This is a genomic window from Modestobacter sp. VKM Ac-2983 (genome assembly GCF_026967885.1).
Lineage (GTDB): Bacteria > Actinomycetota > Actinomycetes > Mycobacteriales > Geodermatophilaceae > Modestobacter.
Map to the genome: position 1 here is coordinate 78,036 of NZ_JAPVBK010000005.1, position 24,186 is coordinate 102,221.

General features: G+C 74.6%; 19 protein-coding genes. 17 read left to right on the top strand and 2 right to left on the bottom strand.

What is annotated here, in order from left to right:
* Positions 1–139 precede the first annotated feature (139 nt).
* The 13 genes from O2W18_RS19140 (at position 140) to wag31 (ending at position 14,624) form a co-directional block, all read left to right on the top strand.
* Positions 140–1,570 carry a UDP-N-acetylmuramoyl-tripeptide--D-alanyl-D-alanine ligase gene (locus O2W18_RS19140; protein WP_269189025.1) on the top strand — a complete coding sequence of 477 codons (1,431 nt, stop codon included), beginning with the start codon at positions 140–142 and terminating at the stop codon, positions 1,568–1,570.
* Complete coding sequence (mraY, locus tag O2W18_RS19145; RefSeq protein WP_269189026.1) at positions 1,567–2,646, top strand: phospho-N-acetylmuramoyl-pentapeptide-transferase; 1,080 nt, start codon at positions 1,567–1,569, stop codon at positions 2,644–2,646. Before O2W18_RS19140 ends, mraY begins: the two co-directional genes overlap by 4 nt.
* Positions 2,647–2,648: 2 nt before the next feature.
* Positions 2,649–4,076: a UDP-N-acetylmuramoyl-L-alanine--D-glutamate ligase gene (murD, locus tag O2W18_RS19150; protein ID WP_269189027.1), complete on the top strand. Its 1,428-nt coding sequence runs from the start codon at positions 2,649–2,651 to the stop codon at positions 4,074–4,076.
* A 7-nt stretch (positions 4,077–4,083) separates the two neighbouring features.
* Positions 4,084–5,745, top strand: coding sequence for a putative lipid II flippase FtsW (gene ftsW / locus O2W18_RS19155; protein ID WP_269189028.1), 1,662 nt, complete (start codon positions 4,084–4,086; stop codon positions 5,743–5,745).
* A complete protein-coding gene (gene murG, locus O2W18_RS19160; RefSeq protein ID WP_269189029.1) occupies positions 5,742–6,935 on the top strand; it encodes an undecaprenyldiphospho-muramoylpentapeptide beta-N-acetylglucosaminyltransferase in 1,194 nt (397 codons plus the stop codon). Before ftsW ends, murG begins: the two co-directional genes overlap by 4 nt.
* The gene (gene murC / locus O2W18_RS19165) at positions 6,932–8,395 is read left to right on the top strand and encodes a UDP-N-acetylmuramate--L-alanine ligase (RefSeq protein WP_269189030.1); all 1,464 of its coding nucleotides are present in this window, start codon (positions 6,932–6,934) and stop codon (positions 8,393–8,395) included. The genes murG and murC overlap by 4 nt, the downstream gene beginning before the upstream one ends.
* Positions 8,392–9,207 carry a cell division protein FtsQ/DivIB gene (locus O2W18_RS19170; protein WP_269189031.1) on the top strand — a complete coding sequence of 272 codons (816 nt, stop codon included), beginning with the start codon at positions 8,392–8,394 and terminating at the stop codon, positions 9,205–9,207. Before murC ends, O2W18_RS19170 begins: the two co-directional genes overlap by 4 nt.
* A 317-nt stretch (positions 9,208–9,524) precedes the next feature.
* The gene (gene ftsZ / locus O2W18_RS19175) at positions 9,525–10,835 is read left to right on the top strand and encodes a cell division protein FtsZ (RefSeq protein ID WP_269189032.1); all 1,311 of its coding nucleotides are present in this window, start codon (positions 9,525–9,527) and stop codon (positions 10,833–10,835) included.
* A 78-nt stretch (positions 10,836–10,913) separates the two neighbouring features.
* On the top strand, positions 10,914–11,648 hold the full coding sequence (gene pgeF / locus O2W18_RS19180; protein ID WP_269189033.1) for a peptidoglycan editing factor PgeF: 735 nt from the start codon (positions 10,914–10,916) through the stop codon (positions 11,646–11,648).
* Positions 11,649–11,758: 110 nt separating this feature from the next.
* On the top strand, positions 11,759–12,499 hold the full coding sequence (locus O2W18_RS19185) for a YggS family pyridoxal phosphate-dependent enzyme (RefSeq protein WP_269189034.1): 741 nt from the start codon (positions 11,759–11,761) through the stop codon (positions 12,497–12,499).
* Positions 12,500–12,634: 135 nt separating this feature from the next.
* Complete coding sequence (locus O2W18_RS19190; protein ID WP_269189035.1) at positions 12,635–13,438, top strand: cell division protein SepF; 804 nt, start codon at positions 12,635–12,637, stop codon at positions 13,436–13,438.
* A gap of 51 nt (positions 13,439–13,489) precedes the next feature.
* Positions 13,490–13,789, top strand: coding sequence for a YggT family protein (locus tag O2W18_RS19195; RefSeq protein WP_269189036.1), 300 nt, complete (start codon positions 13,490–13,492; stop codon positions 13,787–13,789).
* Between the two features lie 97 nt (positions 13,790–13,886).
* Entirely contained in the window at positions 13,887–14,624 is a 738-nt protein-coding gene (gene wag31 / locus O2W18_RS19200) for a DivIVA-like cell division protein Wag31 (RefSeq protein ID WP_269189037.1), read from the top strand.
* A 164-nt stretch (positions 14,625–14,788) separates the two neighbouring features.
* Here the strand turns inward: wag31 and ileS are convergent, their stop codons facing one another.
* Complete coding sequence (gene ileS / locus O2W18_RS19205) at positions 14,789–17,932, bottom strand: isoleucine--tRNA ligase (RefSeq protein WP_269189038.1); 3,144 nt, start codon at positions 17,930–17,932, stop codon at positions 14,789–14,791.
* 108 nt (positions 17,933–18,040) lie between these two features.
* Here ileS and O2W18_RS19210 point away from each other — a divergent pair, with 108 nt between their 5' ends.
* A complete protein-coding gene (locus O2W18_RS19210; RefSeq protein ID WP_269189039.1) occupies positions 18,041–19,552 on the top strand; it encodes a potassium/proton antiporter in 1,512 nt (503 codons plus the stop codon).
* Positions 19,553–19,892: 340 nt separating this feature from the next.
* Here O2W18_RS19210 and mqo read toward each other — a convergent pair whose 3' ends face one another.
* Positions 19,893–21,377, bottom strand: a complete 1,485-nt coding sequence (mqo, locus tag O2W18_RS19215; RefSeq protein ID WP_269189040.1) for a malate dehydrogenase (quinone) — start codon at positions 21,375–21,377, stop codon at positions 19,893–19,895.
* 325 nt (positions 21,378–21,702) lie between these two features.
* Here mqo and lspA point away from each other — a divergent pair, with 325 nt between their 5' ends.
* From lspA to O2W18_RS19230, 3 genes are read left to right on the top strand one after another with little or no spacing between them, the layout of a single operon-like run.
* The gene (gene lspA / locus O2W18_RS19220) at positions 21,703–22,281 is read left to right on the top strand and encodes a signal peptidase II (protein ID WP_269189041.1); all 579 of its coding nucleotides are present in this window, start codon (positions 21,703–21,705) and stop codon (positions 22,279–22,281) included.
* 56 nt (positions 22,282–22,337) lie between these two features.
* On the top strand, positions 22,338–23,303 hold the full coding sequence (locus tag O2W18_RS19225) for an RluA family pseudouridine synthase (RefSeq protein WP_269189042.1): 966 nt from the start codon (positions 22,338–22,340) through the stop codon (positions 23,301–23,303).
* Positions 23,304–23,315: 12 nt separating this feature from the next.
* Positions 23,316–24,113 (top strand): CPBP family intramembrane glutamic endopeptidase, encoded by a 798-nt coding sequence (locus O2W18_RS19230; protein ID WP_269189043.1) that lies wholly within the window; start codon positions 23,316–23,318, stop codon positions 24,111–24,113.
* Positions 24,114–24,186 lie beyond the last annotated feature (73 nt).

Genomic DNA, 24,186 nt, shown 5'->3' on the forward strand with positions numbered 1-24,186 from the left:
AGGTCACGCATGAGCGCAGCATCGTCGAGCACGCGGCCGACGAGCGCCAGCGAGGTGGACTCGTGACCGAGCTTGCGAGGTCACGCATGAGCGCAGCATCGTCGAGCACGCGGCCGACGAGCGCCAGCGAGGAGGACGCGTGATCGCCCTGACCCTGGCCGAGGTGGCCGCGGCCGTCGACGGCGACCTCGTCGGTGACGGCTCCGCCACGGTGACCGGCGCGGTGCTGGTCGACTCCCGCGCGGTCGCCCCCGGCGACCTCTTCGTCGCCCTCCCCGGGGAACGGGTGGACGGCGCCGACTTCCTCCCCGCCGCCGCCGCGGCGGGCGCGGCCGGGGCACTGACCGCCCGCGCCGACCCCGCCCTGCCCTGTGTCGTCGTCACCGACCCGGTGGCGGCCCTGGGCCGGCTGGCCGCCGCGGTGCACGCCCGGCTCGTGGAGGCCGGACTGGTGACCATCGGCGTCACCGGGTCCTCCGGCAAGACCTCGACCAAGGACCTGCTCGGCCAGGTGCTGGCGGCCGCCGGCCCGACCGTCAGCCCGCAGGGCTCGTTCAACAATGACATCGGCCTGCCGCTGACCGTCCTCTCCGCCGGTGCGGACACCCGCTTCCTGGTGCTGGAGATGGGCTCGCGCGGCCCCGGCCACATCGCCCGGCTGTGCCACATCGCCCGGCCGGCCATCGGCGTGGTGCTCAACGTCGGGTCCGCCCACCTCGGCGAGTTCGGCAGCGCCGAGGTGATCGCCACCAGCAAGGGCGAGCTGGTGGCGGCACTGCCGGCCGGCGGCACCGCGGTGCTCAACGCCGACGACGCCCGGGTGGCCGGCATGGCCCCGCGCACGCAGGCCGCGGTGCTGACCACCGGGCTGGCCGAGCACGCCGACGTGCGGGCCACCGACGTGGAGCTCGACGACGCCGCCCGCGCCCGGTTCGCCCTCCATGCCCGCGGCGAGCAGCACCCGGTCGCCCTGCAGGTCGTCGGCGTGCACCAGGTCGCCAACGCGCTGTCCGCCGCCGGCGCGGCGCTGGCCGCCGGGATGACGCCCGCCGCGGTCGCGCAGGCGCTGTCGGCCGCCGCGCCGCGCAGCCGCTGGCGGATGGAGGTCACCACCCGCGCCGACGGCGTGACCGTCGTCAACGACGCCTACAACGCCAACCCCGAGTCGATGCGGGCCGCGCTGGCCGCGCTCCGCCGGCTGCGGGGCCGCCGCCGGATCGCCGTGCTCGGTGCGATGGGGGAGCTCGGCCCCACCGCCGGGGCCGCGCACGAGGAGCTGGGCCGGGACGCCGTGCGCGCCGGGGTCGACCTCGTCGTCTCCGTCGGGCCCGACGCGGCCGGTGTGCACGCGGGTGCCCGTGCGGAACTGGACGCCCGTGGTCGCGCAGGCGACCGCGGGGGAGAGCAGGAGGAGTCCGTGCACCTGCCGGACCGGGCAGCAGCCCGGCGGTTGCTGAGCGAGGTGGTCGGGCCCGGGGACGTCGTCCTGGTCAAGGCCTCGCGCAGCTACGGCCTCGAGGAGCTCGCCGCCGACCTGATCGCCGACGGCGGCCCGGAGGTGACCGCGTGAGGTCGGTCCTCGTCGCCGCCGCCGTCGGGCTGATCGTCTCGATCCTGCTGACCCCGTTGGCGATCAAGGCCTTCCGGAAGCACGGCTTCGGGCAGGAGATCCGGGACGACGGCCCGGAGAGCCACCTGTCGAAGAAGGGCACGCCCACCATGGGCGGCACCGTGATGGTGCTGGCCACGGTGGTCGGCTACCTGGTGGCGCACCTGTTCGTGATCAACCAGGAGGGCCGTGGCGTCACCGCCACCGGTCTGCTGCTGCTGTTCCTGCTCATCGGCCTGGGCACCGTCGGGTTCCTCGACGACTACCTCAAGATCCGGTACCGGCGCAGCCTCGGCCTGAACAAGACCGCCAAGCTGGTCGGCCAGCTGGTCATCGGGGTCACCTTCGCCGTGCTCGCGCTGATGGCCGACGGCGAGGACGGGACCGCGGTGGCCACCACGACGGTCTCCTTCGTCCGGGACATCGCCCCGCTCACCCTGCCGACGGTCGCGTTCGTCGCGCTGGCCTACCTCTTCATCGCCGGCTTCTCCAACGCGGTGAACCTCACCGACGGCCTCGACGGGTTGGCCGCCGGCGCCTCGGCGATGGTGTTCGGCTCCTACGTGGTCATCTCGTTCTGGCAGTTCGGGAACGACTGCGCCGGCGGCTTCGTCGACGGCTGCTACACGGTCCGCGACCCGCTCGACGTCACGCTGGTGGCCGCCGCGGCGATGGGCGCCTGCCTGGGCTTCCTGTGGTGGAACACCTCGCCGGCCCGGATCTTCATGGGCGACACCGGTTCGCTGGCCCTCGGCGGGCTGATGGCCGGGCTGGCCATCGTCACCCGCACCGAGTTGCTGCTCGTCGTCCTGGGCGGGCTGTTCGTGGCGGTCACCCTGTCGGTGGTGATCCAGGTCGGCTTCTTCCGGGCCACCCACCGCCGGGTCTTCCGGATGGCGCCCCTGCACCACCACTTCGAGCTGGCCGGCTGGGCGGAGAACACGGTGATCGTCCGGTTCTGGCTGGTCACCGGGATGGCGGTCGCCTTCGGGCTCGGGCTGTTCTACGCCGACTGGCTCTCCGTCACGGGGCTGTAGAGGTGACCCACGCGAACGGGACGGCGGACCGACCGCTGGGCACCGTGCTCGTCGCCGGGCTCGGCGTCTCCGGCGCGGCGGCGGCCCGGGTGCTGCTGGCGCGCGGGGACGAGGTCTGGCTCACCGACGCCACCGAGCCCGCCGTGCTGACCGAGCTCGTCGAGTCGGGCGCCCGCTGGCTCGGGGCGCTCAGCGAGCCGCCGGAGGACGTCGACCTGGTCGTCACCTCCCCGGGCTGGCGGCCGGACTCCCCGCTGCTGCGGACCGCCGCCGCCCGCGGCGTGGAGGTCATCGGCGAACCGGAGCTGGCCTGGCGGCTGCGGACGGCGGCGCCGGGTGCGGAGCCCGCCCCCTGGTTCGCGGTCACCGGCACCAACGGGAAGACGACGACGGTCACGATGCTCGAGGCGGTCCTGCTGGCCGGCGGGCTGCGGGCGGTCGCCGCGGGCAACGTCGGCCGGCCGCTCGTCGAGGTGGTCACCGCCCGCGACGCCGACGGCGCCCCCGCCCACGACGCGATCGCCGTGGAGCTCTCCAGCTTCCAGCTGCACTGGTCCTCCTCGATCGCCCCCGCCGCCGCCTGCGTGCTCAACGTCGCCGACGACCACGTCGACTGGCACGGCTCCTTCGACGCCTACCGCGACGCCAAGGCCCGCCTGCTGCGGCTGGCGCCGGTCGCGGTCGCCGACGCCGGCGACCCGGTCGCGTCCGGGCTCGTCGCCGCCCACCGGCACCCGGTCACCGTGACCCTCGGCGAGCCCGCCCGCGGCCAGCTCGGCGTCCGGTCCGGTGCCCTCGTCGACCGCACGTTCAGCCCGGACCCGGCCGGTGAGGTGCTCGCCGAGCTCGAGGCCCTGCAGGTGCGGGGGCCGCACAACACGGTGAACGCGCTGGCCGCCGCGGCGCTGGCCCGGGTCGCCGGCGTCGACGCGGCCGCGGTCGGTCGCGGCCTGGCCGGCTTCCGCGGCGGCGCCCACCGCAACGTGCTGGTCGGCAGCGTCGACGGCATCGACTTCGTCGACGACAGCAAGGCCACGAACCCGCACGCGGCCGGGGCCTCGCTGGCCGCCTACCCGCGGGTTGTGTGGATCGCCGGGGGCCTGCTCAAGGGCGCCGACGTCGAGCCGCTGGTCGCCGCGGTCGCCCCGCGGCTGGCCGGGGTGGTGCTGCTGGGCCGAGATCGGGAGGTGCTGGCCCGGTCGCTGGCGCGACACGCCCCGTCGGTCCCACGCACGGTGGTCCCCAGCGGCGACGATGGCGCTGTGACGGATGGGGACAGCGTGATGCGTGAGGTGGTCGCGGCTGCCGTCCGGCTGGCCCGCCCCGGGGACACCGTGCTGCTCGCCCCGGCGGCCGCCTCGATGGACGTGTTCACCGACTACGCGCACCGCGGCCGGGCCTTCGCCGACGCGGTCCGCGCGCTGGGGTGAGCGGCCGGTGACGGCGACCACCGGGCAGCGCTCGTCCCGCCGTCCCGGCCGCGAGGAGCAGCAGCCCACTGCCGCCCGGGCCGCGGGGCCGCGCTTCCGCGTCCCGGCCTGGGTCGACGGCCCGATGACCAGCTCGCACCTGGTGCTCGGGGCGGCCGGCATGCTGCTGGCCATCGGTCTGGTGATGGTCTTCTCCGCCTCCTCGATCGAGGCGGCCAAGGCCGGCCAGCCGGCCTGGCTCCCCGGCGTCCGGCAGATCGCCTTCGCCGCGATCGGGCTGCTCGCCATGCTCGCCGCAATGCACCTGCCGGTCGGCCGCATCCGCCAGTTCTCCGGCTGGGCGCTGCTCGGCGTCGCCGGGCTGCTGCTGCTGGTCCTGGTGCCGGGCATCGGGCTGAAGCTGAACGGTTCCCGGGCCTGGTTCGACCTGGGCTTCACCAACTTCCAGCCGTCCGAGCTCGGCAAGCTGGTCTTCGCGCTGTGGGGCGCCCACGTCATCGCCCTGCGGGAGAAGTACCTGACCGTGCAGTCGCTGCTCGTCCCGGTGTTGCCGGTGTTCGGCGTGCTGTCGTTGCTGCTGCTGCTCGAGCCCGACATGGGGGCGGTGGTCAGCCTGGGTCTGGTGCTGGCCGGGTTGATGTGGGCCGGTGGGCTGTCCCGCCGCTACATCGCCGGTGCCGTGGCGCTCGCCGCCGTGGCCGTCGCCCTGATGGTGACGTTCGCGAGCTACCGGATGGCCCGGATCACCTCGTTCCTGGACCCCTTCGCCGATCCGGAGAACGGCGGCTACCAGGCGATCCGCGGGCTGTACGCGCTGGCCACCGGCGGGGTGTGGGGCGTCGGGCTGGGCAACAGCGCGATGAAGTGGAACATCCTGCCGCACGCGGAGTCCGACTACATCTTCGCGATCATCGGCGAGGAGCTGGGCTTCCTGGGCTGCCTGGTGGTGGTGACCCTCTACGGGATCCTGGCGTGGGCCGGGTTCCGGATCGCCCACCGGTCCGCCGACCGCTTCGTCCAGCTGTCCAGCGTCGCCATCACGGTGTGGCTGGTCGGGCAGGCCGTGATCAACATGGGCTACGTCGTGGGCCTGCTGCCGGTCACCGGCGTGACGCTGCCGCTGATCTCCGCCGGCGGCACCTCGCTGGTCCTCACCCTCTTCGTCGTCGGGCTGCTGGTCCGCTTCGCCCGGGCCGAACCGGCCGCGATCGCCTCCCAGCGGAGCCAGCGCCGCGGCCGGTTGGCCCGGCTGCTGGCGCCGGTCCCCTCGGCGGCCGTCGACCCGGTGCCCTCCCGCCGACGCCGCGAGAGCCGGTCCACCGCCCGCCCCGGTCCGCCGCCCCCGGCCCCCCGGCGTGGCAACGGCCGGACGGTCGCCCGGGTGACCGGGCACCCGACGTCGTCCCCGGTGGGCCGGGGACGTGGTGCCGGGGCTCCGGGGCCCGCCCCGGACGCGCGCCGCGGTGGCCCGGAACGGCAGACTGTCGACCGCCGGCAGAACCCCGGTGACCGCCCGACCGTCCGCAGCCGGCCCTCGTCCGCGGCGGGGCCTGCCCTGCATGAGGGGCTCCGCGACCGTCCCCGGTCCGGGGAGCCGCCCGCCGCCCAGGGCCGGCCCGTCCCGCGGTCCCGCCCCCCGAGAACAGAACGGCCAGGACGCCCGCAGTGACCTCACCCCAGCACGATCCCGGCGAGAACGGCCCGGCCGTGCCCTCCTCCGGCCCCACCCCGGTGCACGTCGTGCTCGCCGGTGGGGGCACCGGTGGCCACATCGAGCCGATGCTCGCCCTCGCCGACGCCCTCACCCGCCGCACCGGTGCTGCCGGCGGTGCTCCCCGGGTCACCTGCCTGGGCACCGCCCGGGGCATGGAGACCCGCCTCGTGCCGGCCCGGGGCTACGACCTGCGGCTCATCCCGCCGGTCCCGCTGCCGCGCAAGCCCACGCCGGACCTGCTGCGCGTCCCGGGCCGGGTCCGCCGGGCCGTCGCCGAGACCCGGGCGCTGCTCACCGAGCTCGACGCCGACGTCGTCGTCGGCTTCGGCGGGTACGTCGCCCTGCCGGCGTACCTGGCCGCCCGTCGGGCCGGGCGGGGGCGGGCCGGCGTCCCGATCGTGGTGCACGAGCAGAACGCGCTGCCCGGGCTGGCCAACCGGATCGGCGCCCGGCTCGCCGCCCGCGTCGCGGTCACCGTCCCGAGCACGCCGCTGCACCGCGCCGAGCACGTCGGGATGCCGCTGCGCACCGCGATCAGCGGGCTGGACCGGGCCGCCCGGCGGGCCGAGGCGCGGGCCGAGTTCGGGCTGGACCCCGACCGCCCGACCCTGCTGGTCTTCGGTGGATCGCAGGGCGCCGCGTCACTGAACCGGGCCGCGGTCGGCGCGGCCGACGCGCTGACCGCCGCCGGGGTGCAGGTGCTGCACGCCCGGGGGCCGAAGAACACCGACGTCTCGGTGCCCGCCCGGCCGGCCGGGGGCGCGCCCTACGTCGTCGTGGACTACCTGGAACGGATGGACCTGGCCTACGCCGCGGCGGACCTGGCGCTGTGCCGCTCCGGTGCGGTGACCGTGGCCGAGCTCTCCGCGGTCGGGCTGCCGGCCGTGTTCGTCCCGCTGCCGATCGGCAACGGGGAGCAGCGGCTCAACGCGCTGCCCGTGGTCGAGGCCGGTGGCGGGCTGCTGCTCGCCGACGCGGACCTGTCGCCGGCCTGGATCCGGAGCGAGCTCGTGCCGCTGCTCACCGACCCGGCCGCGCTGTCGGCGCTGGCCGCCGCCGCGGCCGCCGCGGGCACCCCGGACGCCGACGAGCGGCTGGCCGACCTCGTGCTGCAGGTCGCCGCCGAGGGGGTGCGGAACCGATGAGCGCCGCCGACGTCGCCGCCTGGCGCGGGCCGATCCCGGCCCTGGCCGAGCTGGGGCCGGTGCACTTCATCGGCATCGGCGGGGCCGGGATGAGCGGCATCGCCCGGATCATGCTGGCCCGCGGCGTGCCGGTGTCCGGCAGCGATCGGCGGGACTCCCCGGCGCTGCGCGCGCTGGACGCGCTCGGTGCCCGGATCGAGGTCGGTCACGCCGCCGAGCACCTGGGCGAGGCGGCGACCGTGGTGGTCTCCACCGCGATCCGCGACGAGAACGCCGAGCTGGTGGCCGCCCGGGAGCGCGGGCTGCGGGTGCTGCCGCGGGCGGTGGCGCTGGCGGCGGTGATGGCCGGACGGCGCAGCGTGGCGGTGGCGGGCACCCACGGGAAGACCTCGACGACCTCGATGCTCACGGTCGCCGTCCAGGCCTGTGGGGTCGACCCATCCTTCGCCATCGGCGGCACGCTCAACGAGTCCGGCTCGAACGCCCACGCCGGCCAGGGCGACGTCTTCCTCGCCGAGGCCGACGAGAGCGACCGGTCCTTCCTGCTGCTGGCCCCGCGCGGGGGCATCGTCACCAACGTCGAGGCCGACCACCTGGACAACTACGGCGACCTGGCCGCGGTGGAGGCGGCGTTCGACACGTTCGTGCGCACCGTGCCCGCCGAGGGCTTCCTGGTGCTCTGCGCCGACGACCCGGGTGCTGCCCGGCTGGCCGGCGTGGGAGCCACCGCCCGGGTGCGCACCTACGGCCAGTCGGCCGGGGCGGACCTCCGCCTGGTCGACCTGGAGGTCGGCCCGGACGGCACCCGGTACACCGCCGTCCTCGACGGTCGGGAGCTCGGCGCGGTGCACATCCGGCTGCCCGGCGTGCACATGGCCCTCAACAGCGCCGCGGCGCTGCTGGCCGGCCTGGAGCTGGGCCTGCCCGCCGCCGGGCTGGTCACCGGGCTGGCCCGGTTCGGCGGTGTGCACCGTCGCTTCGAGCTCAAGGGCACCGTCGCCGGGGTCCGGGTGTACGACGACTACGCCCACCACCCCACCGAGGTGGACGCCCAGCTGCGTGCCGCCCGCGCGGTGGTGGGGGAGGGGCGCCTGCTGGTGCTTTTCCAGCCGCACCTCTACAGCCGGACGGCGCAGTTCGCCGCCGGCTTCGGCGCGGCGCTCGGCCTGGCCGACGAGGTCGTGGTGATGGAGGTCTACGGCGCCCGGGAGGACCCGGTCCCCGGGGTGACCGGTGCGCTGGTGGCCGACGCGGTGCCCCTTCCCGCCGGGCGGGTCGCCTTCGAGCCCTCGTGGTCGGCGGCCGCCGGCGCGATGGCCGACCGGGCGCGCCCGGGCGACCTGGTGGTGACCATGGGCGCCGGCGACGTGTCGATGGTCGGTCCCGAGGTGCTGGTGGCGCTCGCGCCACCGCCGGAGCCGACGGACGCGGTGGAGGACGGGCCGGAGCCACCACGGTGAGCCGCACGGGGTCGACGACCCGCGACCGGTCCCGCAGACCGCGGCGCGGCGCCGCCCCGGCGGGAGCTGCTGCACCGGTCACCTCGCTGGGCTCCCGGCGCGGTCGGTCCCGTCGCGCGCACCGGCCACGCCGCCGGCTGGTCGTGGCGGCGGTCGCGCTGGCCGTCGTGGTCGCGCTCGCGGCGTGGGTGCTGCTGGCCAGCCCGTTGCTCGCGGTGCGCGCCGTGCGGGTCGACGGTGCCGTCGCGCTGTCCGACGCCCAGGTCGTCTCCGTCGCCGGGATCGAGGAGGGCACCCCGTTGGCGCGGGTGGACACCGGGACGGCGGCCGGGCGGGTGGCCCAGCTCCCGCAGGTCGCCTCGGTGGAGGTGACCCGCGGCTGGCCGGGGACGGTCGTGGTCACGCTGGCCGAGCGCGTCCCGGTCGCCGTCGTGGAGCAGGCCGGCACCCGGCAGCTGCTCGACGCCGGGGGCGTGGTGTTCGACACCATCACCGGCGACGCCCCGAGCGGGGTGGTCCCGCTCGACGTCCGCGACCCCGGCCCGGACGACGCGGCCACCACCGCCGCGCTGGGTGCGCTCACCGCGCTGCCGGACGCCGTGCGCAGCCAGGTGACCCAGGTGTCCGCGCGCACCGCCGACGACGTCACGCTGACCCTGACCGACGGTCGGTCCGTGCGCTGGGGGAGCGCCGAACGGACCGACCGCAAGGCCGAGGTGCTGCACGCGCTGCTGGACCAGATCGACCAGGGCACCCTCGACCCGGCCGGCACCCTCGACGTCAGCACCCCTGACGCGGTCGTCCTGCGCTGATCCCCCGGAGTCGGTCGGGCTCCCGACACGCCCGGCCAGAAAAAGGTCCGCGAGTCGTCCGTCTCCGCGTGCCGGACCCGGCCGGAGATGTCTGCAGTCGAACTGGAGACGCTGACCAGGCGGGTCGTCACGTCTCGTGAGCGGCAAGTGACGGATGGGTCGGCAGATCCTCGTGGGAATCCGCCGGATGGACACGCCGAACCAAGGAGGGTGCTTGCTGCCTCGGATGGGCACACCTAACTTCGTCCTCACAACGACTCAGTTGACATAACTATAAGGCTTAACCTAAGGATGAGGGTCCAGTTGGGGAGCGCGGCATGACACCTCCGCACAACTACCTAGCGGTCATCAAGGTCGTCGGCATCGGCGGCGGCGGGGTGAACGCGGTCAACCGCATGATCGAGGTCGGCCTCAAGGGGGTCGAGTTCATCGCGATCAACACCGATGCGCAGGCGCTGCTGATGAGCGACGCCGACGTCAAGCTCGACGTCGGCCGTGAGCTCACCCGCGGCCTGGGCGCCGGTGCGCAGCCCGATGTCGGCCGGCAGGCCGCCGAGGACCACCGCGAGGAGATCGAAGAGGTGCTCAAGGGCGCCGACATGGTCTTCGTGACGGCCGGCGAGGGCGGCGGCACGGGCACCGGCGGTGCGCCCGTCGTCGCCTCCATCTCCCGCAAGCTCGGCGCCCTGACGATCGGCGTGGTCACCCGCCCGTTCTCCTTCGAGGGGAAGCGGCGGGCGGTCCAGGCCGAGACGGGCATCGAGGAGCTGCGCAACGAGTGCGACACGCTCATCGTGATCCCGAACGACCGGCTGCTGCAGCTGGGCGACCGGAACGTCAGCGTGATGGACGCCTTCCGCACCGCCGACCAGGTGCTGCTCTCCGGTGTGCAGGGCATCACCGACCTGATCACCACGCCCGGCCTGATCAACCTGGACTTCGCCGACGTCAAGTCGGTCATGTCCGGGGCAGGCTCGGCGCTGATGGGGATCGGCAGCGCCCGCGGGGACAACCGCGCCCTGCTCGCAGCTGAACAGGCGATCGCCTCGCCTCTGCTGGAGGCCTCGATGGAGGGCGCCCACGGCGTCCTGCTGTCGATCTCCGGTGGGTCGGACCTGGGGCTGTTCGAGATCAACGAGGCTGCCTCGCTGGTCTCCGACGCCGCACACCCGGACGCCAACATCATCTTCGGCGCCGTCATCGACGACGCCCTCGGTGACGAGGTGCGGGTCACCGTGATCGCGGCCGGTTTCGACGGTGGCAAGCCCGGCACCCGCAAGGACGCCGGCAGCACCCCGCTGGCGACGTCGGCACCCACCGCACCGGCCGCACCGGTGAGCACCCCGCCGGCGGCCCGTCCGCCGGCGCCGGTGCAGACGGGGGAGCGGTCGGCCGGTCCGGCTGCGACCGCGCCGCCGCAGGTGCCGGCCGCCCCGGCGGCCTCCTCCCCGTCGGCGCCGCGCCCGGGTCAGCCGGGGAGTGCGCCGCAGGGCGGTGGGATCACCGTGCCGCCGCTGCCGCCGATCGCCGGCCAGGGTGGCGGCCAGGGCGGCACCGCCCGTCGGCCGTTGGCCTCGGACGACTTCGAGGAGGAGCTCGACATCCCCGAGTTCCTCCGCAGCCAGTAGAAGGACCCCCGTGCCCCCCACTACTCGCAAGCTCGCAGCGGGACCCTGCACGGGGGCCGTTTCCAGCAGGTCAGATACGTGACTGACCGCTCGGCCGCTCCGTCGGCGGTGCGACCCCGCCGGGTCGTCACCGACCGGCGGGGCGGCCGTTCTGTCGCGCCGTACGACTCCTTCAACCTGGGGGTGCACGTCGGCGACGACCCGGACGCCGTCGCGGCCAACCGGGCACGGCTGGCCGGCGAGCTCGGCGTGCCCGCCGACCGGCTGCTCTGGATGACCCAGGTGCACGGCACCGGCGTCGCGATCGTCGAAGACGCCGACGAGAACCCGGTCGCCGACGTCGACGCACTCGTCACCGCCACCCCCGGCCTGGTGCTGTGCGTGCTGGTCGCCGACTGCGTGCCGGTGCTGCTGGCCGACCCCGTCGCCGGGGTGGTCGCCGCCGTGCACGCCGGCCGCGAGGGGGTGCGGGCCGGCGTCGTCCCGGCCACGCTGGCGGCGATGACCCGGCTGGGCTCGCGGCCGGGTGACGTGGAGGCCCTGCTCGGCCCGGCCGTCTGCGGGCTGGACTACGAGGTGCCCGCGCAGATGCAGGCCGACGTCGCCCGGGTCGCCCCGGCCAGCGCGGTCCGCACCCGGCGCGGCACGCCGGGGCTCGACCTGCGGGCGGGGATCGCCGAGGTCCTCCGCCGCGCCGGCGTCGGGCAGGTCGTGCACGACCCGCGCTGCACCGTCGAGGACCCCCGGCTGTTCAGCCACCGCCGCGACGGCGTGACCGGGCGCCAGGCCGGCGTCGTCTGGCTCGGCTCCTGACCGACCCCGCCCCGGGCCCGCCGCGCGCACGCTCGCAGCGAGCCCCGGGGCGGGGCCGGGCGGCTCACCCGCCGGGGGACCGACGCGGTCGCTGCGGGGAGGATGAGGGCATGTCGCCCCTCGCCGAGAACAGGTCGCCCCTCGCCGAGAACCTGCGAGCCGTCCGCGCCCGGATCGACGACGCCGCCCGGGCAGCCGGACGGGACCCGGCCGAGGTGCGGCTGCTGGCGGTGAGCAAGACCTGGTCGGCCGACGACGTCCGGGCCCTCGCGGCGCTCGGGCAGCGGCACTTCGCCGAGAACCGGGTGCAGGAGCTGGCCGGGAAGGCGGCGGCCCTGGCCGAGGACCCCGCCGTGCCCGAGCTGCACTGGCACCTGGTCGGGCAGCTGCAGCGGAACAAGGTGGCCCCGGTGGCCCGGCTCGGTGCCACGGTGCACTCGGTGGACCGAGCCTCGCTGGTGACGGCGCTGGCCCGCGCCGCCGAGCACGAGCAGCGGGTCCTGGACGTCTACGTCCAGGTCGACCTGGGTGGCCCGGAGGGCGAGCTCGGCAGCCGGGGCGGGGCCCCGCCGACCGACGTCCCCGGCCTCGCGGACGCGGTCGCCGGCGCGCCGGAGCTGCGGCTGCGGGGACTGATGGCGGTGGCCCCCCGGGGTGAGGAGCCCGCCCCGGCGTTCGAGCGGCTGGCCGAGCTGGCCGCTCGGCTGCGCGCCGATCATCCTGGTGCCTCGGAGACATCGGCAGGCATGAGCGGCGACCTGGAGGCTGCTGTGACAGCTGGGGCCACTGTGGTGCGTGTCGGTACCGCGTTGTTCGGGACGCGCCCCCTAGCCTCCGGTGCAGAGCAGTGACACCGGGCCGGGGCGCGGGGGAGTGACGTGGCACGCCGGCGCCCTCCCGAGTCCCACCCGAACCACCTGAACCACCCAGGCACCTGAGTGCAGCGCGGGGCGCCCAGCGCCGACGAGACCAGAGGGAGACGTCCGATGGCGGGAGCGATGCGGAGGATGGGGGTCTACCTCGGCCTCGTCGAGGACGACGACACCCGTGGCGGGTACGACCGCTACGCCGCACGGCAGAGCGACTACGACCGCGACGACCGGGGCTACGACCGCGGCTACGACCGGTACGCCGCCGATGACGCCGACCCCGTGGCGGAGGAGTCCCGGTACGGCTACGGCAGCGGCTACGGCGGTGGCTACGACACCGAGTACGCCGGTGTGCGCCCGGTCGACGAGCCGGTCGAGGAACGCGCCCCCGAGCCCGAGGTCTCCCTGGGCCGGCGGCCGGCCACGCCACGGACGATCGGCCTGGCGAGCGGCAGCACCGCCGCACGACTGGCCGGTAGCGGGCTGTCCGCCGCCGGGAGCGCCGGGGCCGGTTCGTCGGGCCGCAGTCGGATCAGCTCCGGCGGTTCCGGTGCCGCGACCGGCCTGGCCATGAGCGAGCCCGTGGCCTCCGCGCCCGAGCCCGTCCCGGCCCCCGCGCCGGTGCCGTCGCCGGCTCCGCAGGGCTACCGGATCACCACGGTGCACCCGGCCTCCTACAACGAGGCCCGCACCATCGGCGAGCGCTTCCGGGACGGCATGCCGGTGATCATGAACCTGACCGACATGGAGCACGCCGACGCGAAGCGGCTCGTCGACTTCGCCATCGGCCTGACGTTCGGCCTGCACGGTAGTATCGAGCGAGTCACGGCCAAGGTCTTCCTGCTCAGTCCGCAGGACGTCGACGTGACGGCTGAGGACAAGGCCCGCATCCGTGAGGGCGGCTTCTTCAGCCAGTCCTGACCCCGTGCACCCTGCGCCTCGGCGTGAGGTGCTCCCGAACGAGCGAGGACCGTGGCTCTCCTTCTGCAGATCGTCTCGTCGATCCTGCTCGTCTTCCTGATCCTCCTGTTCGCCCGCTTCGTCGTGGACTGGGTGATGGTGCTCGCCCGCAGCTGGCGCCCCCAGGGTCTGGTCGCGGCGGGGCTCGAGGTCGTCTACGCAGCGACCGACCCGCCGCTCAAGGCGGTGCGGAAGGTCATCCCGCCGCTGAACCTCGGGTCCATCCGCCTCGATCTGGGGTTTATGGTTCTGCTGATCGCCGTGATCCTCCTGCGCAGCATCCTGAGCAGCTGGGCCTACTCCATCGCATGATCCGTCGTACCGTGCCCGAGCGGGGTGCGGACCCGAACCGGTTCGCCGCCGATCTGGATCCGTCCCCGTTCCTCCCGCCCGACCTGAGGTGAGCCGCATGCCACTGACTCCCGCCGACGTGCACAACGTCGTCTTCAAGAAGCCGCCGATCGGCAAGCGCGGCTACGACGAGGACGAGGTGGACGCCTTCCTCGACGTGGTCGAGGCCGAGCTGGCCCGGCTCATCGAGGAGAACAACGACCTGCGCGGCTCCGGTGGCACCGGGTCCGGGGAGCGGGAGGAGCGGCCCGAGTCCGCGCCGATGACCGTCGCGGCCCCGCCGCCCCCGCCGGCGCAGACAGCGGCGGCACAGGTGCGCGAGGACGACGCGATCCGTGCCTCCCGGATGCTGGCGCTGGCCACCGAGACGGCCGAGCGGCACGTCAACGAGGCCAAGGCCCAGGCCGACCAGATGGTGGGCACCGCCAAGAGCAGCAGCGACCGGATGATGTCCGAGGCGCGGGCCAAGAGCGAGCAGATGGTCGGTGAGGCCAAGAGCCGCGCCGACAGCATGCTCGGTGACGCCCGCACCCGCGCGGACACGATGGAGCGCGAGGCCCGTGCCAAGGCCACCGCCCTCGCCCAGGACGCCGAGCGCAAGCACGTGGAGGCGATGGGCTCCCTGGAGGAGAAGCGGGCCAGCCTCGAGCGCAAGGTCGACGAGCTGCGCACCTTCGAGCGGGAGTACCGCACCCGGCTGCGCTCCTACCTGGAGTCGCACCTGCGTGACCTGGACAGCCGTGGTTCGGCCGAGCCGGCGTCCAACAGCCGGCAGAGCCAGCACGTCAGCGCCTGACACAGCACGCACCGCAGCACAGAGCCCCGCCGGACCAGGTCCGGCGGGGCTCTGTGCTGCGGCGGCTCTGTGCTGCTGGGGGTCTGGTCCGGCTGCTGAGCCCTCGGTGCTGACCCGGCCGGACGGGGCCGGGCCCCCGGTGCTCACCGGGGGCCCGTCCGACGTCAGCGCGCCGGGGTGATCCAGACCCGGGCGCCTGCGGGGCCCTCGAGCCCGTCGCCGGAGCCGGCCTCCTGGGCGTGCACGGCGGTGGCCAGCACCTCCGCGGCCAGCGGGGCGGCGTGCTCGGTGAGCGCCTGGGCCACGGCCCCCTCGCCGGTCCACCACACCTCGATCCGGTCGCTGACCGCCAGCCCGCTGGACTTGCGGGCGTCCTGCACCAGCCGCACGACCTCGCGCACCAGCCCGGCCCGCTCCAGCTCCGGGGTGAGGGTCAGGTCCAGGGCGACGGTGAGCCCGCCGGCCGAGGCGACCGTCCAGCCCTCGCGCGGCGTCTCGGTGATCACCAGGTCGCCCTCCACGAGCGGCACCGGCGCACCGTCGACCGGCACGGTCGCCGTCCCGGCCCGGTAGGCGGCGACCAGCTCGGCCGCGTCGGCGACGGCGACCGCGGCGGCGACCGCCTGCACCTGCTTGCCCATCCGGCGCCCCACCGCCCGGAAGTCCACCTTCACCGAGACGTCGACCAGCGAGCCGTCGACCGCGGCGAGCTCGGTCAGCTCCGCGACGTTCAGCTCCTCGGCCACCTCGGCGACCAGCTCCCGCGGCAGCTGCGCCCACCCCGGAGCGGCCACGAGCGCCCGGGCCAGGGGCTGGCGGGTGCGGGCCTTGCCCGCGGTGCGGGCAGACCGGCCGAGCTCGACCAGGCGCCGGACCAGGGCGACCTGGTCGACCAGCGCGTCGTCCCGGGCGTCCTCGTCGACGGCCGGCCAGCTCGCCAGGTGCACCGAGTCGACCGCCTCCACCTGCCCGGGCACGACGACGCCGCGCCACACCCGCTCGGTCACGAACGGGGTGAACGGCGCCATCAGGCGGGTCAGCGTGTCGAGCACCTCGTGCAGGGTGCCCAGCGCCGCCGGGTCGCCGTCCCAGAAGCGCCGCCGGCTGCGCCGGACGTACCAGTTGGACAGGTCGTCGACGAACTCGGCGATCAGCCGCCCGGCGGTCTGGGTGTCGAACTGCTCCAGCGCGTCGGTGACCCCGGCGGTCACCGACGCCAGCTCCGCCAGCGCCCAGCGGTCCAGCAGCGGCCGCTCGGCGCGCGGGGGAGCCGGGGTGACCGCCGGGTCCCAGCCGTTGGTCTCGGCGTAGAGGGTGAAGAAGCTGGCGGTGTTCCAGTAGGTCAGCAGGACCTTGCGGACCACCTCGGACAGCGTCTCGTGGCCGACCCGCCGGGCCGACCAGGGCGAGCCGCCGGCCAGCATGAACCAGCGGACGGCGTCGGCGCCGTGCCGGTCCATCAGCGGCATCGGCTCCAGGATGTTGCCCAGGTGCTTGCTCATCTTCCGGCCGTCCTCGGCCAGGATGTGCCCCAGGCAGAGCACGTTCTCGTAGGAGCTCTGCTCGAACACCAGCGTGCCGACCGCCATGAGCGTGTAGAACCACCCGCGCGTCTGGTCGATCGCCTCGGCGATGAACTGCGCCGGGTACGCCGCCTCGAACTCCGCCTTGTTGCGGTGCGGCGCACCCCACTGGGCGAACGGCATCGACCCGGAGTCGTACCAGGCGTCGATGACCTGCCGGACCCGGCGGTAGGTGCCCTCCTCGCCCGGAACGGTGAAGGTCACCTCGTCGATGAACGGCCGGTGCGGGTCCAGGTCGGACAGGTCACGGCCGGTGCGCTCGGACAGCTCGGCGAGCGAACCGATGACCACCATCCGGCTCGGGTCGGCGTCGTTGCGCCAGATCGGCAGCGGCGTGCCCCAGTACCGGTCCCGGGACAGCGCCCAGTCGACGTTGTTGTTCAGCCAGTCGCCGTAGCGGCCCCACTGGATGTTCTCCGGGTGCCAGTTCGTCCGCTCGTTCTGCGCCAGCAGCTGGTCCTTGACCTGGCTGGTGCGGATGTACCAGGACGGCTGCGCGTAGTACATCAGCGGCGTGTGGCAGCGCCAGCAGTGCGGGTAGCTGTGCTCGTACCGCAGCTCCCGGTAGAGCACACCCCGGTCCTGCAGGTCCTGCACCAGGGCCGGGTCGGCGGCCTTGAAGAAGTGCCCGCCGACCAGCGGCACGTCGGCGAGGAAGTGGCCGGTCGAGTCGATCGGGTTGACCACCGGCAGGCCGTAGGACCGGCAGACGGTGAAGTCGTCGGCGCCGAAGGCGGGGGACTGGTGCACCAGCCCGGTGCCGTCCTCGGTGGTGACGTACTCGGCCAGGACGACGAAGTGCGCGTCCCCCTCCGGGAAGTCGACCAGCTCGAACGGCCGCTGGTAGTGCACCCGCTCCCAGTCCCGGCCGGTGGTGCGGGCCAGGATCTTCACGCCCTCACCCAGCACGGCGGTCAGCAGCGGCTCGGCGACGACGAACGTCCCGTCGTCGGTGCGGGCGACCACGTAGGTGACGTCGGGGTGCACGGCGACCGCGGTGTTCGACGGCAGCGTCCACGGCGTCGTCGTCCAGATCAGCAGGTCGGCCTTCCCCGCCCACTCGCCGCTGGTGACCGGGAGCCGGACGTAGACCGAGGGGTCGGTCAGCGTCTCGTAGCCCTGGGCCACCTCGTGGTCGCTCAGGCCGGTGCCGCAGCGCGGGCAGTACGGGGCGACCCGGTGGTCCTCCACGAGCAGGCCCTTGTCGAACACCTGCTGCAGCGACCACCAGACGCTCTCGATGTAGCTGGCGTCCATGGTCCGGTAGGCGGTCGACATGTCGACCCAGTAGCCCATCCGGCTGGTCAGCTCGGCGAACGCGCCGACGTGCCGCTCCACCGACTCCCGGCAGCGGGCGTTGAACTCGGCGATCCCGTACCGCTCGATGTCGGGCTTGCCGGCGAAGCCGAGCTCCTGCTCCACGGCGATCTCCACCGGCAGCCCGTGGCAGTCCCAGCCGGCGCGCCGGGGCACGTGGTAGCCCTGCATCGTCTTGAACCGGGGGAAGACGTCCTTGAACGCCCGCGCCTCGATGTGGTGGGTGCCGGGGCGGCCGTTGGCCGTCGGCGGGCCCTCGTAGAAGACCCACTGCGGCCGGTCGGCAGAGCCTTCCAGCGATCGGGCGAAGACCTTGTCGGCCTCCCACTGCTCGAGGACCTCGTGTTCGAGGGCCGGCAGGTCGACCTGCGGGGGAAGGGCCTGGAACGGCCCGGAGGGAGCACTCACACGACCCATCATCCCCGACCCCGCCAGCACCTCCGCGCAGCCGCCGGTCCGCTGCCTCCATCGGCCGGGGACACCGGTACGGGAGACTCCCCCCATGGGGGCTCGCCGATGAACACGACGGTCACCATCGCGCTGGCCGTCGGCGCCCTCGTCGTCCTGCTCGCCGCGGTCGCGCTGCGGCTGGCCGACCGGATCGGGCTCCCGTCGCTGCTGCTCTACCTGGCGTTCGGGGTGGCACTGGGGGAGAGCGGCCTCGGCATCGAGTTCTCCGACGTCGGCCTGACCCAGACCCTCGGCGTCGCCGCGCTCGTGGTGATCCTGGCCGAGGGTGGCCTGACCACCCGCTGGTCCGACGTCCGCCGGGCGGTGGGCCCGGGCATCGCGCTCGCCACCGTCGGCGTGGTGGTGAGCATCGCCGTCGTCTCCTCGATCGCGGTCTGGCTGCTGGACTTCGACTGGCTGTTCGCGCTGCTGCTGGGTGCGGTGGTCACCTCGACCGACGCGGCCGCCGTCTTCTCCACCCTGCGCCGGATCCCGCTGCCCCGGCGGATGGTCGCCGCGCTGGAGCTGGAGTCCGGGTTGAACGACGCCCCGGTCATCCTGCTCGTCCTGGTGCTGAGCGAGCAGCTCACCGGCGGGGCCGCCTCGGTCTGGTACCTCGTCCTGGCCGAGGTGCTCGGTGAGCTGGCCGGCGGGACGGTGATCGGCGTCGGCATCGGCTTCGGCGGGGCCTGGCTGCTCAGCCGCGCCGCCCTGCCGCTGGTCGGCTTCTACCCGCTGGCCACCGTGGCCCTGTGCGTGCTGGCGTTCGCCTCCGCCGACCTGGTGCACACCTCCGGCTTCGTCGCCGTCTACCTGTGCGGCCTGGTGCTCGGCAACGCCGCGCTCCCGCACCGGGCCGGCACCATCGGCTTCGCGGAGGGGCTGGCCACCCTGGCCCAGATCGGCCTCTTCGTGCTGCTCGGGCTGCTGGTCTCCCCGTCCCGGCTGCCCGACGCCCTGCTGCCGGCGCTGCTCGTGGGCGGCGCGCTGCTGCTGGTCGCCCGCCCGCTGTCGGTGCTGCTGAGCGTCGTCTGGTTCCGCATCCCGATCGCCCAGCAGTTGTTCATCTCCTGGGCCGGGCTGCGCGGCGCCGTGCCCATCGTGCTCGCCACGTTCCCGATCGCTGCCCAGGTGCCGGGCGCGACCCGGGTGTTCGACACGGTGTTCGTGCTCGTCGTCGTCTTCACCGTGGTGCAGGGCTGGTCACTGCCGGCCGTCGCCCGGCTGCTGCGGCTGGCCACCCCGGTCACCCCGCAGGACATCGACGTCGAGTCGGCCCCGCTGGACCAGCTCGGCGCGGAGCTGATGCAGCTGCGCGTACCCGAGACGTCCCGGCTGCACGGCGTCTACCTGCCCGAGCTCCGGCTGCCCGAGGACGCCGCGGTGGTGCTCGTCGTCCGGGACGGCAAGCCGTTCGTCCCCGACCGGTCCACCCGGCTGATGCACGGCGACCAGGCGCTGCTGGTGTCCGCACGCGGCTCCCGACAGGAGGCCGAACGTCGGCTGCGCGCGGTCAGCCGGGCCGGCCGGCTCGCCACCTGGCGAGGCGAGAGCGGCCAGCCCAGCGAGACTGATTAGACGGCGACCCTCCGGGTCGCACCGCCTCCAGGAGCCGTGCCCGTCGGCCGTTGAGCCATTTCGAGCGGTGCCGTCGGGAGCCTCCGGCCCCGCGACGGCCCAGCTCAGCGGCCCGCCGGGCCGCACGTACCCGCGTCGGCTCGCTTCGAGTGCACCGGTCGGGGACCCTCCGGGCCCCGCGACCGGTGCACGGGCCCTTCGGGCCGGGGCCGCCGATGTCCGGGTTGACCCGGTCGGGGTGAGGTTGAGCCGCGCCACGACGCGGCTCAACCCGCGCTCGCGCGGCTCAACCCGCGCTCGCGCGGCTCAACCCGGGCCCGTCCGGCTGAGTCCGGCCCGATCAGCCCTGGAGCTCCAGGGTCTTGGTGGTGTCGGCGCGGACCTGGGCCATCAGGGCCGGCTCCTGGGACAGCTTGTGGCCGTAGGAGGGGATGGCCTCCTGCAGCAGCGGGCGCCAGGTGTCCATCCGCTCCGGGAAGCAGCGCTCCAGCAGCGTCAGCATCGCCGAGGTGGCCGTCGAGGCCCCCGGGGAGGCGCCCAGCAGGCCGGCGATCGAGCCCTCGGCCCCCACGATCAGCTCGGTGCCGAACTGCAGCACCCCGCGGCCGGTCGTCGGGTCCTGCTTGATGACCTGCACCCGCTGGCCGGCGGTGATCAGCTCCCAGTCGTCCTGCTCGGCGCTCGGCACGAACTCCTCGAGCGCGCGGAACCGGGCGCTGGTCGACTGCAGGACCTGGCCGATCAGGTACTTCGTCAGCGGGATGTTGGCGATCCCGGCGCCGAGCATGGAGCCCAGGTTGCCGCTGCGCACCGACTTCGGCAGGTCCCACATCGACCCGGCCTTGAGGAACTTGGGGGAGAAGCCGGCGTAGGGCCCGAACAGCAGGGCCTGCTCGCCGTCGATCAGCCGCAGGTCCAGGTGCGGCACGGACATCGGAGGCGCGCCGACCTTCGCCTGGCCGTAGACCTTGGCCTGGTGCCGGCCGACCAGCTCCGGGGAGCGGGTGCGCAGGAACTGGCCGCTGACCGGGAACCCGCCGAAGCCGCGGATCTCCGGGATGCCGGAGCCCTGCAGCAGCGGGAGCGCGCCGCCGCCGGCCCCGACGAAGAGGAAGCGGGTGCGCACGGTGCGGCTGCGGCCGGAGCCGGAGCGGACGGTGACCGCCCAGCGCCCGTCGGACTCACGCCGCACCTTGCGGACCCGGGTGGAGGTGTGCAGCTCGACGCCGCGGCCGACCGCGGCGTCCAGCAGCAGCCGGGTCAGCGCCCCGAAGTTGACGTCGGTGCCGGCCAGCGACCGGGTCGCGGCGGCGACCTCGTCCGCCGGGCGACCGGCCATCATCAGCGGCACCCACGAGGCGAGCACGTCGCGGTCGTCGGTGTACTCCATCTCCGCGAACAGCGGCTCGGCGGACAGCGCGTCGTACCGGGTGCGCATGTACCGGCGCCCGGCCTCGCCGGTCACGAAGCTGACGTGCGGCACGGAGGTGATGAACCGCTTGGGGGAGTCGGTCAGCCCGGAGCGCACCAGGTGCGACCAGAACTGCCGGGACACCTGGAACTGCTCGTTGATGCCGACGGCCTTGGCCGTGTCGACGTGGCCGTCGGGTGCCGCGGGGGTGTAGTTCAGCTCGCACAGGGCCGAGTGGCCGGTGCCCGCGTTGTTCCACGCGTCGGAGCTCTCGCCGGCGACCTGGTCGGCGGACTCGAAGACCGCGACGGTCCAGTCCGGCGCCACGACGCCCAGGAGCGCGGAGAGCGTCGCGCTCATGATGCCGCCGCCGACGAGGACTACGTCGGGGTTCGAGGAACCATCCGTGGTCAAGATCTGCCTCCGTGACTGAGTGCGTACCGGCCCATCGTCGTCCGCGTCGGCGGACGAAACGTCCCGAACCCGGGAGTCCCCCCGATCTGAGGGGGAGAGATGCATCACAAGGTCGCCTCCTGCGAGGGTCCCCCGCGTCACCTCCGCCCGCAGCGCGGGTGGCGGACGACGGGTCCGGCCGCCTCCGCAGCTGACGGTCCCTGATCGTGCACCGGGGCCCCCCGCCCCGGGACGGGGGCTTCCGGGAGTCTGCCGAGCGAGCCGCAGCCGGCCGCTATCGTCGTGGCCGACGTGGTCACCGGGGCCGCCAACGGGGAGGACGGCGATGTCCGAGCAGCCCGATCCCTCGACCGGTTCCTCGGCCGCTGCGGCCGGTCCGCGCGGCCGTTCCCGGGCCCGGCTGCTGCTGGGCCTGGCCGCCGCCGTCCTGGCCCTGGACCTGGCCACGAAGCTGGTCGTCGTCGCCACGCTGTCCGACCGGGAACCGCTGCGACTGCTCGGCGGGGCGCTCTACCTCACCGAGGCCCGCAACACCGGTGCGGCCTTCTCCTTCGCCGAGGGCGCCACGGTGGTGTTCAGCCTGATCGCGCTCGCCGTGGTCGTGGTGATCGTCCGCAGCGCGCGGCGGATGTACTCGACCGGGTGGGCGGTGACGCTCGGCCTCGTCCTCGGTGGTGCCCTGGGCAACCTGATCGACCGGGTGTTCCGCGACCCGGGGTTCCTGGAGGGCGGCGTCGTCGACTTCATCTCGGTGTTCGACCCCTACGGCCGGGTGTTCCCGATCTTCAACGTCGCCGACTCGGCGATCGTCTGCGGCGGCGTGCTCGGCGCGATCCTGGCCTTCCGGGGCATCGAGTTCGACGGCAGCCGCAGCAGCGACCGGCCGGACGCCGCCACCGACTGACCGCGGGACGGCCCGGCGGCGGCCGGGCGCGGAGCCCCACCCGTCACAATGGTGCGGTGATCAGCAGTCCCGGCCCGGCCTCCTCCGGCGGGCGACCCGGTGAGAATCGGTCGCTGCCCGTGCCCGACGGGCTCGAGGGCCAGCGGGTCGACCAGGCGCTGGTGCGGCTGTTCGGCGTCTCCCGTGCCGTGGCCGCCGAGCTGGCCGACGGCGGTGCCGTCGTCGTCGACGGCCGGGCCCGGGGCAAGGGCGACCGGCTGACCGCCGGCAGCTGGCTGGAGGTCGAACTGCCGCCGCCGCCGGGTGAGCCGGCCGCGCCGGTACCGGTCTCCGGGCTGACGGTGGTGCACGACGACGACGACGTGGTGGTCATCGACAAGCCGGTCGGGGTGGCCGCGCACGGCAGCCCCGGCTGGACCGGGCCCACGGTCACCGGGGGACTGGCCGCGGCCGGCTACCGGATCTCCACCAGCGGCGCGGCCGAGCGGCAGGGCATCGTGCACCGCCTGGACGCCGCGACCACCGGGCTCATGGTCGTCGCCAAGAGCGAGCGGGCCTACACCCTGCTCAAGGCGGCGTTCAAGGAGCGCACCGTCGACAAGGGGTACCAGGCCCTGGTCCAAGGGCACCCCGACCCGTCCAAGGGCACCATCGACGCACCGATCGACCGGCACCCCAAGCACGACTGGCGGTTCGCGGTGGTGACCGGCGGCCGCCCGTCGGTCACCCACTACGAGGTGATCGAGGCCTTCCCGGCGGCCAGCCTCGTCGACGTCCACCTGGAGACCGGGCGCACCCACCAGATCCGGGTGCACTTCTCCGCCCTGCGCCACCCGTGCGTCGGGGACATGACCTACGGGGCCGACCCGACGCTGGCCGCCCGGCTCGGGGTGGAGCGGCAGTGGCTGCACGCGGTGCGGCTCGGGTTCGCGCATCCCGCCGACGGGCGCTGGGTCGAGTTCACCAGCGACCACCCGGCCGACCTGGCCGGTGCCCTGGCTGTCCTGCGCGCCGAGAACTGAGGCGCCCGCCTCGTGTCCGGAGCCACCGACCTCCCCGCTGCCCTCGCCGACTTCGGCGCGGCGCAGCTGGCGGCGGTGATCATCGCCGTCTACCTGGTCGTGGGGGAGCCGTTCGTCGGGTACGTGCTGCACCGGCGCTTCGAGGGGCGGCTGCGCACCGACCCGGCGGCGCGTCGCTCCTTCTACCGCCGGCTGCTGGTGCTCGAGTGGGGTCTGGCGGCGGTCACCGTCGTGGTCTGGCTCGCCGCCACCGGGGTGAGCGCGGCCGAGGTGGGGCTGCGCTGGCCGACCGGCTGGCCGGGGCCGGCGACCTGGCTGGCCGTCGTGGTCCTCCTGGCCCTGGTCCTGCTGACCACCCGGGCGCTGCGCAGCGGTGCGGTCGCCGGGCCGCCGCCGGAGTCGCTGCGCCGCACCCGCCCCGGCGAGGCCCGGCACGCCGAGCCTCCCGGCCACTCGACGCTCGCGCTCCTGCCGCGCAGCCGGTCCGAGCGCCGGCTGTTCGCCCTGGTCGGGGTGACCGCGGGGGTCTGCGAGGAGTGGCTGTACCGCGGCTTCTTCCTCGCCGTGGTCGCCGCGCTGGCCCCCGGGCTGCCTGCTCTGGTGCTGGTCCTGGTCGCCGCGCTGGCGTTCGGGCTGGCGCACGCGTACCAGGGGCCGGCCGGGGTGCTGACCACCGGCGTCCTCGGGGGGGTGCTGGCCGGGGTCTACCTGGACACCGGGTCGCTCCTGCTGCCGGTGCTGCTGCACGCCGCGATCGACCTGCGGTTCCTGTTCGTGCCGGCCTCCGCGCTGCCGGCCGCCGTCCGGTGAGGCGCCGAGGCGGGTGTGACGGAGTGGTTCGGATCGCCGAGACACGTTCTGTCGGACCCTCGGCGTAGGACTC

What these genes read in the sequence shown, in the direction of transcription:
- O2W18_RS19210 (WP_269189039.1), top strand. Translation starts at nt 18,041, where the DNA reads ATGAACACGACGGTCACCATCGCGCTGGCCGTCGGCGCCCTCGTCGTC.
- ftsZ (WP_269189032.1), top strand. Translation starts at nt 9,525, where the DNA reads ATGACACCTCCGCACAACTACCTAGCGGTCATCAAGGTCGTCGGCATC.
- murC (WP_269189030.1), top strand. Translation starts at nt 6,932, where the DNA reads ATGAGCGCCGCCGACGTCGCCGCCTGGCGCGGGCCGATCCCGGCCCTG.
- wag31 (WP_269189037.1), top strand. Translation starts at nt 13,887, where the DNA reads ATGCCACTGACTCCCGCCGACGTGCACAACGTCGTCTTCAAGAAGCCG.
- O2W18_RS19185 (WP_269189034.1), top strand. Translation starts at nt 11,759, where the DNA reads ATGTCGCCCCTCGCCGAGAACAGGTCGCCCCTCGCCGAGAACCTGCGA.
- lspA (WP_269189041.1), top strand. Translation starts at nt 21,703, where the DNA reads ATGTCCGAGCAGCCCGATCCCTCGACCGGTTCCTCGGCCGCTGCGGCC.
- O2W18_RS19190 (WP_269189035.1), top strand. Translation starts at nt 12,635, where the DNA reads ATGGCGGGAGCGATGCGGAGGATGGGGGTCTACCTCGGCCTCGTCGAG.